The sequence below is a fragment of the Paenibacillus sp. FSL R10-2736 genome (assembly GCF_038000245.1).
Taxonomy (GTDB): Bacteria; Bacillota; Bacilli; order Paenibacillales; family Paenibacillaceae; genus Paenibacillus_AQ; species Paenibacillus_AQ phytohabitans.
Window position 1 is genome coordinate 1,538,756 of the sequence record NZ_JBBOBN010000001.1, and the last position, 13,773, is coordinate 1,552,528.

General features: G+C 50.1%; 13 protein-coding genes and 2 tRNA genes. 13 read left to right on the forward strand and 2 right to left on the reverse strand.

What is annotated here, in order from left to right; all coding sequences use genetic code 11:
• The first annotated feature begins 48 nt into the window (after positions 1-48).
• The 11 genes from carA (at position 49) to NSQ73_RS06670 (ending at position 10,302) form a co-directional block, all read left to right on the forward strand.
• The gene (carA, locus tag NSQ73_RS06620; protein ID WP_042139367.1) at positions 49-1,227 is read left to right on the forward strand and encodes a glutamine-hydrolyzing carbamoyl-phosphate synthase small subunit; all 1,179 of its coding nucleotides are present in this window, start codon (positions 49-51) and stop codon (positions 1,225-1,227) included.
• A 1-nt stretch (position 1,228) separates the two neighbouring features.
• On the forward strand, positions 1,229-4,450 hold the full coding sequence (gene carB / locus NSQ73_RS06625; protein ID WP_340985794.1) for a carbamoyl-phosphate synthase large subunit: 3,222 nt from the start codon (positions 1,229-1,231) through the stop codon (positions 4,448-4,450).
• Positions 4,451-4,645: 195 nt separating this feature from the next.
• A complete protein-coding gene (gene pyrF, locus NSQ73_RS06630) occupies positions 4,646-5,362 on the forward strand; it encodes an orotidine-5'-phosphate decarboxylase (RefSeq protein WP_246354554.1) in 717 nt (238 codons plus the stop codon).
• The gene (gene pyrE / locus NSQ73_RS06635; RefSeq protein WP_340985796.1) at positions 5,359-6,000 is read left to right on the forward strand and encodes an orotate phosphoribosyltransferase; all 642 of its coding nucleotides are present in this window, start codon (positions 5,359-5,361) and stop codon (positions 5,998-6,000) included. Before pyrF ends, pyrE begins: the two co-directional genes overlap by 4 nt.
• 293 nt (positions 6,001-6,293) lie before the next feature.
• Positions 6,294-6,698 carry a hypothetical protein gene (locus tag NSQ73_RS06640; protein WP_340985798.1) on the forward strand — a complete coding sequence of 135 codons (405 nt, stop codon included), beginning with the start codon at positions 6,294-6,296 and terminating at the stop codon, positions 6,696-6,698.
• A 168-nt stretch (positions 6,699-6,866) separates the two neighbouring features.
• Positions 6,867-7,361, forward strand: a complete 495-nt coding sequence (locus NSQ73_RS06645; protein ID WP_340985800.1) for a transposase — start codon at positions 6,867-6,869, stop codon at positions 7,359-7,361.
• Between the two features lie 74 nt (positions 7,362-7,435).
• A complete protein-coding gene (locus NSQ73_RS06650) occupies positions 7,436-7,750 on the forward strand; it encodes a hypothetical protein (RefSeq protein ID WP_340985802.1) in 315 nt (104 codons plus the stop codon).
• Positions 7,751-7,853: 103 nt separating this feature from the next.
• A complete protein-coding gene (locus NSQ73_RS06655) occupies positions 7,854-9,422 on the forward strand; it encodes an extracellular solute-binding protein (protein ID WP_340985804.1) in 1,569 nt (522 codons plus the stop codon).
• A 434-nt stretch (positions 9,423-9,856) separates the two neighbouring features.
• Entirely contained in the window at positions 9,857-10,021 is a 165-nt protein-coding gene (locus NSQ73_RS06660; protein ID WP_019909365.1) for a hypothetical protein, read from the forward strand.
• Positions 10,022-10,104: 83 nt separating this feature from the next.
• Positions 10,105-10,181: transfer RNA gene (locus tag NSQ73_RS06665), tRNA-Met, on the forward strand.
• Between the two features lie 47 nt (positions 10,182-10,228).
• Positions 10,229-10,302, forward strand: a tRNA-Ile gene (locus NSQ73_RS06670).
• A 423-nt stretch (positions 10,303-10,725) separates the two neighbouring features.
• Here the strand turns inward: NSQ73_RS06670 and NSQ73_RS06675 are convergent.
• Positions 10,726-11,142, reverse strand: coding sequence for a VOC family protein (locus NSQ73_RS06675; RefSeq protein ID WP_340985806.1), 417 nt, complete (start codon positions 11,140-11,142; stop codon positions 10,726-10,728).
• A gap of 365 nt (positions 11,143-11,507) precedes the next feature.
• Here NSQ73_RS06675 and NSQ73_RS06680 point away from each other — a divergent pair, with 365 nt between their 5' ends.
• Complete coding sequence (locus tag NSQ73_RS06680; RefSeq protein WP_340985808.1) at positions 11,508-12,311, forward strand: undecaprenyl-diphosphate phosphatase; 804 nt, start codon at positions 11,508-11,510, stop codon at positions 12,309-12,311.
• A gap of 179 nt (positions 12,312-12,490) precedes the next feature.
• Entirely contained in the window at positions 12,491-12,880 is a 390-nt protein-coding gene (locus NSQ73_RS06685) for a hypothetical protein (protein ID WP_039304382.1), read from the forward strand.
• A gap of 106 nt (positions 12,881-12,986) precedes the next feature.
• On the opposite strand, the gene NSQ73_RS06690 is transcribed toward NSQ73_RS06685, so the two are convergent.
• Positions 12,987-13,697: an SDR family NAD(P)-dependent oxidoreductase gene (locus NSQ73_RS06690; protein WP_340985812.1), complete on the reverse strand. Its 711-nt coding sequence runs from the start codon at positions 13,695-13,697 to the stop codon at positions 12,987-12,989.
• Positions 13,698-13,773: the final 76 nt, after the last annotated feature.

Genomic DNA, 13,773 nt, shown 5'->3' on the forward strand with positions numbered 1-13,773 from the left:
GCCGTGACATAAGCATCAGACTACAGAAACAAGAAGGAGTGGAAGGGAATGCAGGCGAGATTGCTGCTTCAGGACGGAACGCTGTTTACAGGCACCGCATTTGGCGCGGAAGGCGAAAAGACGGGCGAGGTTGTATTTAACACAGGAATTACGGGATATCAGGAGGTGCTGTCGGACCCTTCGTACTGCGGCCAGATCGTCACAATGACGTATCCGCTGATCGGAAATTACGGCATTACCCGTGATGATTTTGAATCTGTGCGCCCTTTTGTGCACGGCTTTGTGGTGCGTCGTCACGAGACTGTGCCCAGCAACTGGCGTGCTGAATACAGTGTAGACGATCTGCTGAAGGAATACGGCATTCCCGGAATCAGCGAGATTGATACCCGGATGCTGACCCGCATTATCCGCCATCACGGCACGATGAAGGCGATCCTCACCACTTCGAATAAACGTGTGGAAGAACTGATGGAAATGATGGGCGATACTACAATTGAAGAATTGCGCAATCAGGTAGCCCGTACCTCCACAACCAAGACATATAGCAGCCCGGGGAATAAGGAACGTATCGTGCTGGTAGATTACGGCGCGAAGACAGGCATTCTGCGCGAGCTGAACAGCCGCGGCTGTGATGTGGTTGTCGTGCCTCACGATGTGACTGCAGATGAGATCCGCCGCCTGAATCCGGACGGAATCCAGCTGTCGAACGGCCCTGGGGACCCTAAGGATGTGCCTTATGCGGTTAAGACCATATCCGAGCTGCTCGGCGAATATCCGATCTTCGGCATCTGCCTGGGTCATCAGCTGTTCGCGCTGGCATGCGGCGCGGATACCGAGAAGCTTAAATTCGGCCATCGCGGCGGTAACCATCCGGTCAAAGAGCTGGAGAGCGGACGCTGCTTCATCACATCGCAGAACCATGGCTACACGGTTAATGAAGAATCCGTAGTGAACACGGATCTGGAAGTAACGCATATTAACAACAATGATAAGACCGTCGAAGGACTGAAGCATACCCGTTACCCCGCTTTTTCGGTGCAATACCATCCGGAAGCGGCGCCGGGACCGCATGACAGCAGCTACTTGTTCGACCGTTTCCTGCAGATGATCGCAGACCACAAGGCGAAACTGCCGGCAGGCTCGCGCCAGGCGCAGCTTGCGGCCAATGCCAGAATCACGGCACCGAAACCTGCAGCACAGCTTGAAGCCGTGAAAGGAGCACTATAACATGCCTAAGAACGATAAACTCAAAAAAATTCTGGTTATCGGCTCCGGTCCGATTGTCATCGGCCAAGCCGCCGAGTTTGACTATGCGGGCACACAAGCCTGCCAGGCGCTCAAAGAAGAAGGCGTAGAGGTTGTGCTGATTAACAGCAACCCGGCTACGATCATGACCGATACCAATATGGCTGACAAAGTATATATTGAACCGATTACGCTCGAATTCGTGACGGCGATTATCCGCCAGGAGCGTCCGGACGGACTGCTGCCGACACTGGGCGGACAGACCGGCCTCAACATGGCAGTGGAGCTGGCCCGTGCAGGCGTACTGAAATCCGAGAATGTGAAGCTTCTGGGTACACAGCTGGAATCCATCGAGAAAGCAGAAGACCGCGACTTGTTCCGCGAGCTGATGCGTGAGCTGGATCAGCCTGTTCCTGAGAGTGCCATCATCACAAGTGTGGAAGAAGCGATGGGCTTCGCCGCCGGCATCGGCTATCCGCTGATCGTCCGTCCTGCCTACACGCTGGGCGGAACAGGCGGCGGGATCTGTGACAATGAGGAAGAGCTGCGCGAAACCGTCAAAGCAGGTATCCGTTACAGTCCGATCGGCCAATGTCTGGTGGAGAAGAGCATCGCCGGCATGAAGGAAGTCGAATATGAAGTGATGCGTGATAAGAATGACAACTGTATCGTAGTCTGCAACATGGAGAACTTTGATCCGGTTGGCGTACATACAGGCGACAGTATCGTAGTAGCGCCAAGCCAGACGTTATCTGACCGTGAGTACCAGATGCTGCGCAGCGCTTCCCTGAAGATTATCCGCGCGCTGAATATCGAAGGCGGCTGTAACGTGCAGTTCGCACTGGACCCGCAGAGCTATCAATACTATGTCATTGAAGTGAATCCGCGCGTAAGCCGCTCGTCGGCGTTGGCGTCGAAGGCGACCGGGTATCCGATTGCCAAGATGGCTGCCAAAATCGCCCTCGGCTACACGCTCGATGAAATCGTCAATCCGGTTACCGGACAGACATATGCCTGCTTCGAGCCGACACTGGATTATATCGTCAGCAAAATCCCGCGTTGGCCCTTCGACAAGTTCATCTCTGCGAACCGTAAGCTGGGTACCCAGATGAAGGCAACCGGAGAAGTGATGGCCATCGGCCGGACCTTCGAAGAATCGATTCACAAGGCGATCCGGTCGCTGGAGATCGGTGTGCACCGTTTCCGTCTGCCTGGCGCAGAGCTGCTTGAAGACAGTGTGCTGCGTTATAGACTCGCCAAAGCGGATGATGAGCGCCTGTTCCTGATCGCAGAAGCGTTCCGCCGCGGCTACGGACTGCAGGATATTCAGGATACGACGAATATTGACTGGTGGTTCCTGTCCAAGATCGAAGGCCTCGTGAACTTCGAGGACGAGATCCGCGCGGAAGAAACCTTGTCCGCAGAAATTCTCTATCAGGCTAAGCGCAAGGGCTTCACCGACCGGGCGATTGCCGAGATCCGTGCCGAAGGACGTCCGGGCGGGGCATTCACCAAGGAATCCGAAGTACGCGTGCTGCGTCTGCAGCAGGGTCTGGTTCCGGTATTCAAAATGGTCGATACCTGCGCCGCAGAATTCGAAGCATCAACTCCATACTACTACTCGACCTATGAGACCGAGAATGAAGTCATTCATTCCGATAAACAGAAGGTTATCGTGCTCGGCTCCGGTCCGATCCGTATCGGCCAGGGTATTGAGTTCGACTACTCTACCGTGCATGCGGTATGGGCGATCCAGAAAGCCGGCTATGAAGCCGTAATTATCAACAACAATCCAGAGACAGTGTCGACGGATTTCAATACATCAGACCGCCTGTACTTTGAACCGCTGTTCTTCGAGGATGTCATGAACGTTATCGCCCAGGAGAATCCGATCGGGGTTATCGTACAGTTCGGCGGACAGACCGCAATCAATCTGGCTGCACCGCTCGCAGCAGCAGGTGTGAACATTCTGGGTACTAGCCTGGAGAGCATTGACGAAGCAGAGAACCGCAAGAAATTCGAAGCACTTCTGGCCCGTCTGGATATCGCACAGCCAAAAGGCAAGACGGTTATCAACATTGACGAAGCTGTTGAAACAGCACAAGCGCTGGGTTATCCGGTGCTGGTTCGTCCATCTTATGTCCTCGGCGGCCGTGCGATGGAGATTGTCTACAACGATACAGAGCTGCTGAGCTACATGGTTGAAGCGGTGAAGGTCAATCCGGAGCATCCGGTGCTGATCGACCGTTACATGCTGGGCAAAGAGGTTGAAGTCGACGCGATCTGTGATGGCGACACCGTAGTGATTCCGGGAATTATGGAGCATGTAGAACGCGCAGGGGTTCACTCCGGTGACTCCATCGCCGTCTATCCGCCGCAATATCTGGATGAAGGCCTGAAGCAGAAGATCTCCGAGATCACGATCAAGATCGCTAAGGAACTGAAGACGATCGGACTGGTTAACATCCAGTTTGTCATCTATCAGAACGAAGTGTATGTGATCGAGGTTAACCCGCGCTCCTCGCGTACGGTTCCTTTCCTGAGTAAGGTGACAGGCATTCCAATGGCTAATCTGGCAACCAAGATCATCCTCGGCGGCAAGCTGAAGGAAGACGGGTACACAGAAGGGCTGTGGCCGGAAAGTGACTATGTTTCGGTAAAAGTACCTGTGTTCTCCTTCGCCAAGCTGCGCAGAGTAGAACCGACCTTAGGACCGGAAATGAAATCGACCGGCGAAGTTATGGGCCGCGACAAGCTGTATGCCAAAGCGCTCTACAAAGGGCTGATCGGTGCGGGAATGAAGATTCCAGCCACCGGAGCTATCATCGTTACCGTAGCGGACAAAGACAAGGCTGAAGCGGTTGAGCTGATGAAAGGCTTCCATGCCATGGGCTACAAAATCATCGCCACCGGCGGTACCGCGCTTGCGCTTGAGCAGGCCGGGCTGAACGTGATGAACGTTAACAAGCTGGATGAAGGTGAGCCGACCATTCTGGATCTGATCCGCGGCGGTCAAGCGAACTTCGTCTTCAATACACTGACCAAAGGCAAGACGCCTGAGCGTGACGGGTTCCGTATCCGCCGGGAAGCGGTTGAGAACGGCGTTGTATGTATGACTTCGCTGGATACCGTAACCGCGCTGCTGAGAATGCTGCAGACGATCAACTTCTCGTCACAGTCGATGCCTGCTTTTGTCGGACAATAATAAAATAGGGTGAGGGCAGCCGCTACAGGCTGCTACAAGGACGGTTTGCGTTAGCGCAGACCGTTCACCTATGCCCGGGACCTTGAAGAGCTCATTACCACTTGATTACAGAAAGAAGGCTGGCAAATGGACGGGACCGCAGCACAGCAGCAACACGAACATGAGAACATCGGACAAGTAGAAAAGCGTAATGAAATGGCCGGACGGCTGATGGTTGCCCTGGACTACCCGGATGCGGCGCAGGCGAGGCTGTTACTCGACCAGCTGGAAGGTATCCCTTGCTATATGAAGGTCGGCATGCAGCTGTTCTATGCTGCCGGGCCCGACTTCATCCGGGAGCTGAAGGAACGCGGCTATTCGGTCTTCCTGGACGTCAAAATGCATGATATCCCGAACACCGTCCGGGGCGGGGCGGAGAGCCTGACCATGCTGGGCGTTGATATGTTCAACGTGCATGCCGCCGGGGGAGCCGCCATGATGGCTGCTGCACTGGAAGGTGCCGCCAAGGCCGTCAGCCTGCATCCGTCGCTGCATATTCCGCTCATTATCGCGGTGACTCAGCTGACCAGCACCAGCCAGGAGGTTATGAACAGCGAAATCGGCATCAACGGTACGGTGACGGACACCGTAGTACGCTACGCCAAGCTTGCAGCGGAAGCCGGGCTGCATGGTGTGGTGGCATCGCCGCAGGAATCAGCGGTGATCGCAGCAGCCTGCGGACCGGATTTCCGCACAGTGACCCCGGGGATCCGGCCTGCCGGAGCCTCGCTGGACGACCAGTCCCGCGTAATGACACCCGGACAAGCTATACGGCAGGGAAGCCACTACCTGGTAGTGGGCCGGCCGATTACAGCGGCGGCAGATCCGCGCGCCGCAGCACTTACCATTATTGAGGAGATGAGCGAAGTATGAGCCCATTAGAGAATAAAAGTGAACAAGTTGCACGTTATTTGCTGGAGATTGGAGCGGTAGCCCTGCGTCCGCAGGAGCCGTTCACCTGGACGTCCGGCATCAAATCGCCGATCTATTGCGATAACCGCCTGACCTTGTCCTTCCCGGTTGTCCGTAACTATATTGCTGAGGCCTTCGCAGAGCTGATCAGAAGCAGCTATCCGGACGCTGAGGTGATTGCCGGGACTGCAACCGCCGGAATTCCGCACGCGGCCTGGGTGGCCGATAAGCTCGGTCTGCCGATGGCTTATATCCGCGACAAGGCCAAAGGCCACGGCAAGCAGAACCAGATCGAAGGCCTGATCGCTCCCGGCCAGAAGGTGATCGTGATCGAGGACCTGATCTCCACCGGCGGCAGCTCGATCAAGGCCGCACAGGCTGTGCAGGAAGCTGGCGGCTTACCACTGGCCGTATTGGCTATCTTCAGCTACGAGCTGGACCGCGCCGTAGATGCTTTCGCTGCTGCGGATATCCCGCTGCAGAGCCTGTCCAACTACAGCACACTCATTGATGTGGCGCTGGCTCAAGGCACGATCGCTGACTCGGATGTAGCGCTACTGCAATCGTGGCGTAAAGACCCGGCAGCGTTCGGCGTATAAGCTGGATTGCAGGCTGTCAGCAGGTTCGGAACGGCTGAATACATCAATTCCTACCACTTGACTTGTTACCGGTTCATTTGAAACTTCTTATGAAACTTCTTAGTGAGCGGTGTGGACATTAATGTTGTACGTTTTATAGGCGTGTTGATTTCCCAAAAAAAGGGACGAAAAAGGCCGCCATTTCGGGTAATGGTAAGTACGACCAAACCAAACCGAAATGAGGCGACCTCATGAATAAATATACCCCATTTTTAGCCGTTTTCAAACAAGTATTAACACCGGAAGAAGTCCAAATGGTGACTGGACAAACCAAGGACTACGTAGATAGTGGAACCAAAATGACCGTCGGGTTGCTACTCGATTACTTTGTCCAAGCCTGCTACCACAAATGGGACGGCTTCCGGCAAAGTGCCCGCTTAGGCCCAAACTTTGACTTGCCTGAGATTCATTACTCCACCCTTTCCGGCAAGGCCGGTGAAGTCCCTTACGAAATCTTCAAACGTATCTTTCAACTGCTCGTCAAGAAATGTAACCGACAAACCCGGCGGCATCTGAATCTTCCTAAAGATCTTCTGCTGATTGACTCGACGACGGTCACGGCGGCGAATTCCCGAATGCCTTGGGCCTCGTACAAAAAATTTAGAGGGGGCATTAAGCTGCATGTCGCTCTCTTTCGCAAGGTCAGCGTTTACCCGTGAACGTGGAGGAATCGATTGCGAAGCGCAATGACGCTCCGTTTGGAGAAGTTTTGGCAGATACGGACTACATTTTGGTACAGGATCGGGCGTATGGAAAAATTAGCAGATTGGATCAATATGTGCTCCAGGGCCAGTCGTTTGTGATTCGACTCAAAGACAATCCATTTGGTGAAGCCGAGAAACCTCCAGCGACCCGCAGAGGGAGAAACGAAAATTGTTCGTGATATGACTTGTTATATCGGTCAAGGGAAGTGCCAATCCGCTCAGCGCCACCGGGTCGTAGAATTTGAAAATGACCGGGGGGAAGTCGTACGGGTCGTGACCGATTTGAGAAAAGAGTCCGCTCATGTAATCGCCGAAATCTACAAGGCACGCTGGGAAATTGAAGTCTTTTTCCGCTGGATTAAACAGCATCTGAACGTGCCATGTCTATTTGGAACCACCGAAAATGCAGTATACAGCCAATTGTTTGTGGCCCTTGCTGTCTATGTGCTTCTGAGACGCGTTTATGATGAAATCCACTCCAACGTGCCTGCCTTTGCTCAACTGACCCTTTGGGAATTTATGCAGCATTGGCGTATATTTAGTCTTCCGCTGGAGTGGCAGGTTCAACTGAGTCTACTCAGGAACAAGAGCATTTTGGGAATTATATTCATTCCATAATATGGGGAATCAACACGCCTGTACGTTTTACAACTTTTTCTCATGCATAGCCAGGTGTTTAGGAGAATTGTTGTATGAAATACAACAATCCTCCTGCTAAGCTGCTTGGTGAAGAGGAAATGCTGCATTTTCTACAACAATCTTCGATTTTGGCCGACAGGATGAGGAAAATGTTGTATTATGTGCAGGATTTTGTGTGTGAAATGATAACGGATGCCTACCATAGAAGGCGGATGAATCGGGAAATTCATGCGACAAAAGCCGCCGCCCGGAAGCAGGCAAGAAATACAGCAAGAAGCCCCGTGCCTTCACAGGTACAGCAGGGCTTCTTTTTTGCGTTAGACAGAAGCAGACTGTGCCAAGGTGAACAAACTGTCTTTTTAGTTTAAACGGGATGTCACTTCCGATATTCGAATAGGCTATATAATGCTAAATAAAGGCATGCTCAGCCACTTGTCCAGGCTTATGATATTTCATTAGGAGGCTATAAATATGGCTAAATCAACGATTCCTCTTCTGCTCAGGCGCGGTCTTCAGCTGGCATTCTGTGCGGCGGTACTGTTGCCTGTTATTTCGGCTGAAGCGGCGGCAGCCCCTGTCAGCTCTGCCACTTCGGCCAAACCCCTGACGGCATCCGTGGTGACGCAGCCATCGGGCGGACAGCGGGTCCTGCGGATCGGCAGTCTGTGGAGTAACAGCGATGATACCTATCTGCGCCAGAATCTGACTGACCTCTATGAGTTCACGCATCCGGACGTGAAGCTGGAGTTTGTTCCGGCGGTGGATCAGGAGCAGTTCCGCTTCACCAACACGTACATGGTGGAAGGACCGGAGGTTTTGGGGCATATGCGTGACATCATGGTTGGCAGTGATCCGGTAGATGTGGTCATAGGAGACAGCAGCCTGATCAGGAGTCTGGCAGCCCAGAACATGCTTGAGCCTCTGCAGCCGCTGATTGACCGTGACGGCTATGATATCAGCAATATGGCACCAACGATGCTGAATGGTGTCCGTGAGCTCGGAAGGGGCCATCTATTTGCGCTGGCACCTACTTTCAACGCCAGTGTAGTTTTCTATAACAAAGGGATATTCGATGCTGCCGGAGTGAATTATCCAACGGACGGGATGACCTGGGATGAATTCTTCAAGCTTGCAGGTATGGTGACGAAGACCTCCAAGCAGATGGATGAGCGGATATATGGCTTCTCAAGGAGCCGTTATGCCGGCGATCCGTTCGGGGATATGCAGGCGTATCTTTCTCCTCTGCAAGCTGCTATGTACGATAACCAAGGCGGGGCAATGACAGTGAACAATGCGCTGTGGAGTAAAGGCTGGACTACCTTCAGCAATCTGATTCAGAAGAAGATTATCCCCGGCCCGGATGATATTGAAGCCGCAGCCGCAGCTGTTGCCGAACCTGCAGAGACCGGATTTAACCCGTTTCTGGGAGACTGGTTTCTGACGGGCAAAGCGGCAATGGTCATCGGGGAATATGGTTATATCAACGAGCTGGCTTCCGCGGACCGCAATGCGCTCCTGATTAAGAACATTAATTTCAGACATGTGGATTGGGGAACCGCCGCTGTACCTACGTTTGCCGAGAAGCCGGGCGTGGCCGTCGGCGCGGGACTGGATCAGATGCTGGCCATCAGCAGTACCGCGCAGAATGAAGAGGATGCCTGGGAGCTGATCAAATTTGTGAACAGCAACGAAGTAGCCAGAATCAAGGCGGCCAATCCTTATCAGCTTACTTCCCGGATGGATTTCAACCGTTCACAGAAGGCTGGAGTAAGCCTTGAACCCTTTTACAATGTGAAGCCTGTGCCGGTGACGGACGCTAATGTGGAGAGTCTGGCGTACAAGATGCCTAATATTTATCAGATCAATCTGGCCGGACAAATGCTGTTCAGCGAAGTCATTCAAGGCAAACGGACGGTAGCGAATGCCCTCAAGGCCTGGGAGCAGCAGGGCAACCATATGCTTAACGCGATGCGCAAAGATCCCACAGTCTTGTTCAATCTGGACAACGGCTGGCTGGAGCGAAGTGCGAAGGGCAAGTAGTATAGCGTCAAATTTAAACTAGTGAGAACCACTTTGGAAAATCATTTGCCAATGGTTTGTAGTGACCCCATTATGGTATATCCGATCCGGTATGCTTAAGTGCACTTTGTACAATTAAATCGTCTGATTTATAACCAAATAATCGTTTAGTTGTATTTCGTGCAATTAAACTTCGAGTTGCAGACGGTTTTCCCCGATTCGGGCAGATTTAGTTGTACAGACTACAGTTATAAGAGGCAAGCATCCCTTTTTGCTGTTTTTAATTGTACATTATACAACTATCCTCTGAATTCTTGAATGGAAAATAATTTCAGACAAGCGGTGCAGAATTTTCCAGCCGTTCCGCAGGGCTTTTTTCCTGTTATTAATGAAAATATGGGCATGATAATGATCAGGCAGCAGCAAACATTAATACGAAAAAGGAGAAGGGCATCATGAATTGGATATACTTCGCGAAATTGTTCAGGACAAGATTTCAAGCGGGTTGTCTGGCTAAAAGACTCGAACAGGACGGCTGGATCTACGGCTATCATGATCCGCGTTTTGTGGAAATTTACCGTTCGCGCAAGGGCCGCTACGGTGTGCGTTTTCTGCCATAAACAAATTAACCAAATTCATCCTTGACTTTATCTATGCTTATATTGTATATTATCTATTGTCGCTGTTTGAATATGATTACTGACGCGGGGTGGAGCAGCCCGGTAGCTCGTCGGGCTCATAACCCGAAGGCCGCAGGTTCAAATCCTGCCCCCGCAACCAATTTTATTTCATCAGACAGCACTTGTATAATACGGATATCCTAGTCCGGGCCCTTAGCTCAGTTGGTTAGAGCGGTCGGCTCATAACCGATTGGTCACAGGTTCGAGTCCTGTAGGGCCCACTTCACTAAAACCCTTACCTTGTAAGGGTTTTTTGCTGTTTATAGAGTCGACGGAGCGAATAGGCTTGAGTGGGGAAAGGTCTTAATTTTGAGATGCTGACGGAATTGCTAATGGAGACTTATATTCCACAGGTTCAAGCTTTAAACTCGATTTTTACATCATATTTATTTTGGTTATCCTGCGTGATTTCAGAATCGCCGCCTTTATGGGTAATCCACTTTAAAGTAAGCCACTTTATATCCTCAGCATGGCCTTCCTTAAGAAAAAAAGTATAGGAAAATCAATCTATGGTGCGCGGTTCGTGCGGTCAACGATTTGAATTAAGAGCATACATAAAATAACCCTGTCGCAAAAAAGACGCCGGGGAAGGCGCCCGTCGTCTTCCCTTGTTAATCCAAGTATCAGTGCGCTCTCCGTTATCCTTAACCTTGAGCGGCATCCGTGTTCATGTAGTTGATTGCCCACATATGGCCGTCCAAGTCCTCGAAGGCCCAATGATACATGAATCCATAGTCCTCAGGCTCTTCGTACGATTTCCCGCCCAAGGAGACCGCAGTATTCACGATTTCATCCACCTTTTCTCGGCTCTCGAAGGTGAGTGCGATCGTCATTTGCGCATACTTTTCCGTATCAACGGTTTCCTTCTGCGTGAGCGACTTTAATAGTTCTTTGGTGAGCAGCATGATCTGCAGGTTGTCGCCGATCACGATGGCTACCGACTTCTCATTATCGGGGAATTGCGGGTTGAGCTCGAATCCGAGTCCGGTGAAGAACGCCTTCGATTGTTCTACGTTGTTTACAGGCAGATTGAAGCTCGTGAATGTGGACATTAATGCCATTTTTAACACCTCATCTTCAAAATGGTTTGTTGTCATTGATGCCTTCGTTTATTTAGACGAAAGCCAATCCGGGAATTCATCGGTCTACTTGATTCCTGCCACTCCCGTCGCCCATTTTCAAAGCTCCTCGATCTGCTTGTCTGTGCAGCATGTGATTCGCAGAGGTACCCATGGGACACGAACCGTACGCCATCTGTCAGTCTTCAAGAGGAAAGGGAGTGATATAGGGGATCATTTCAATGATCAATGTGACAATTATGTCATGCTGAATGGAAGAAATGTAAGGTCAATCGATTGGGAAATAATTATGTCCCCCGTATACTGGAAATAAAAAGCTTCCATTACCGAAAGGGGACTATCCACTGGTGACTGACATTATTAAAGCAATCATTCTTGGCATAATCGAAGGTTTAACTGAGTTTCTACCGGTATCATCTACCGGACATCTTATTTTAGCAGGTGATTTGCTTAGCTTTGAGGGAGAAGCTGCAATCACTTTTAAGATTGTTATACAGCTGGGTGCAGTAATGGCGGTTTTAATTCTTTACTGGAAAAGGTATTTGGAGATTGGGTCTAATATGGTTAGAATGGATTTCTCCAAAAGTAAAGGATTAAACATCATTCATATGATATTAGCTATGTTGCCTGCATTAATCATGTATCTCCTCTTCAAGGATACTATAAAAAGCCGTTTATTCGGCCCGACTCCTGTCGTGATCGGTCTAGTAGTCGGGGGCTTGTTGATGATCATCGCTGCACGGAATAGGCGGACAGAAACCGCTGATACGATGGATGGAATTAGCTATAAACAAGCCTTCGGAATCGGTTTGTTCCAATGCCTGGCGTTGTGGCCGGGATTCTCAAGATCGGGTTCGACGATTTCAGGCGGCCTTTTGCTCGGTACTAGCCAAAAAGCCGCCGCAGATTTTACATTTCTTATTTCGGTCCCTGTCATGTTTGGTGCAAGCTTGTTGGATTTGTATGATAGTCGTGATTTGTTGAGTTCTGACGATTTACTTCTAATGTTAATTGGCTTTGCGGCATCCTTCATAGTAGCAATGATTGCAGTAGTGACCTTTATCAAACTGATTAAACGTCTTCGCTTGGAATGGTTCGCTCTCTATCGGTTTGTTTTAGCAGCTCTCTTCTATCTAATCGTCATACACTAATTCGTTCCATTTATTTGTTAAGGATCTAATGTGAGTTTCTGGAGAAGGTTGAAATTTTCACAATGTATTTTTGTTTCAAAATGCGATACACTGGAATCACACAAGATTGTGATTGCTAACTGAAGGAATTTTACAGCAGCGGAAAATCACATCTTCTTATCTATTTGGGAGGTGTCTTTTTGGAAGACGTAATTGATTTTGTCCAAACTTTCAAAGGTTTAGAGGCGCGGATTAATGAATTCATTAACGAGGATTCGTCTCTGGAATATGTGGAGGGATCTGAAGAAGTAGTGGCTGGAGGAGCTTACGCCTGGTCTAAATTAAAACCCGCTGAAATAAATAAGCAAGATCACATTGACTCTGATTATATGGAATTAGCAGATGAGGTCAGAAAAGTTTTGAAAAATGAGCACAGCCCCCATATTGAAAAGTTTGAACGGAGTTGCGCCTTAGTTTTAAACTATATTCGGCAAGATACTTTACTCTGGGTTCCAGGTTTGAAAAATGTGATTGAAAATATAAAATCCGAATTGGATTTACAGCAGTTTTTCGTGGAAGTGACACGATAGTCTATTATATTGAGGCCCGTCAACCGTATTCCGTTGGCGGGCATTTTTCATTCGTGGCAAGTATAACCTTTACTATTATTATAGTCAGAATAAGCAGTTGACTGCATTACCAGGCATAAACCCCATTTACATTGAGAAACTCCCCGTTATGCCGTTTACCATCCGTTGCGTAGCGGACAATAATAGCTGCACCGTCTGCTTTGGATTTGCCGCCTTCGGCATTGCCGTTCAAATCCGTCTTGGTGAAGCCGGGAGTTACGGCGAATACTTGAGCATTGCTGTCCTTGCATTCAATCGCCATGGCCACGGTCATTGCATTGTTGGAGGTTTTGGAGGCATTATAGTCAAAAGCATTAAGCGCGTATGCAGAGCTCTGCATGAAGTGAAGTGAAGCCATATCGGTCGATACGTTCACAATGGTTCCTTCATTCTTTTGGATTAAGGGGAACAGCTGTTGATTCAGGCGGAACGTTCCGAAGAAATTCACTTCAAAGGCATTGCGCAAATCGGTCTCTCGGGTTGCACTGAATGAACTCGAGAAGGCTCCCGGCATGCCGGCATTATTAATTAAAAGCTTCAGATCAGCGTAATTGGCCTGAATGCTGCCGGCTGCTTGTTCAATACTCTCTTGATTAGTCATATCAATTTGCACGAACTCTGCGTTTAAACCCTCATTTCGCAGTTCGGAAGCTGCGGCTTCCCCCCGTTCAACACTGCGTGCACCAAGCAACACCTTCCAGCCCGCTTCACCGAGCTGTCTCGCAATTTCAAATCCAATTCCTTTATTGGCGCCTGTTACAAAAGCGGTTCTGTTCATCGTAATCCTTCTTTCTGTGGGATATGGTCTAGCAACAATTCAAAGTTTATTATGCTACACTAAGTGTAGGTCAACA

Excerpts from the sequence above, each read along its gene's own strand:
- carA (WP_042139367.1), top strand. The coding sequence starts at position 49 with ATGCAGGCGAGATTGCTGCTTCAGGACGGAACGCTGTTTACAGGCACC.
- carB (WP_340985794.1), top strand. The coding sequence starts at position 1,229 with ATGCCTAAGAACGATAAACTCAAAAAAATTCTGGTTATCGGCTCCGGT.
- pyrF (WP_246354554.1), top strand. The coding sequence starts at position 4,646 with ATGGCCGGACGGCTGATGGTTGCCCTGGACTACCCGGATGCGGCGCAG.
- pyrE (WP_340985796.1), top strand. The coding sequence starts at position 5,359 with ATGAGCCCATTAGAGAATAAAAGTGAACAAGTTGCACGTTATTTGCTG.
- NSQ73_RS06640 (WP_340985798.1), top strand. The coding sequence starts at position 6,294 with ATGGTGACTGGACAAACCAAGGACTACGTAGATAGTGGAACCAAAATG.
- NSQ73_RS06650 (WP_340985802.1), top strand. The coding sequence starts at position 7,436 with ATGAAATACAACAATCCTCCTGCTAAGCTGCTTGGTGAAGAGGAAATG.
- NSQ73_RS06655 (WP_340985804.1), top strand. The coding sequence starts at position 7,854 with ATGGCTAAATCAACGATTCCTCTTCTGCTCAGGCGCGGTCTTCAGCTG.
- NSQ73_RS06660 (WP_019909365.1), top strand. The coding sequence starts at position 9,857 with ATGAATTGGATATACTTCGCGAAATTGTTCAGGACAAGATTTCAAGCG.
- NSQ73_RS06675 (WP_340985806.1), bottom strand. The coding sequence starts at position 11,142 with ATGGCATTAATGTCCACATTCACGAGCTTCAATCTGCCTGTAAACAAC.
- NSQ73_RS06690 (WP_340985812.1), bottom strand. The coding sequence starts at position 13,697 with ATGAACAGAACCGCTTTTGTAACAGGCGCCAATAAAGGAATTGGATTT.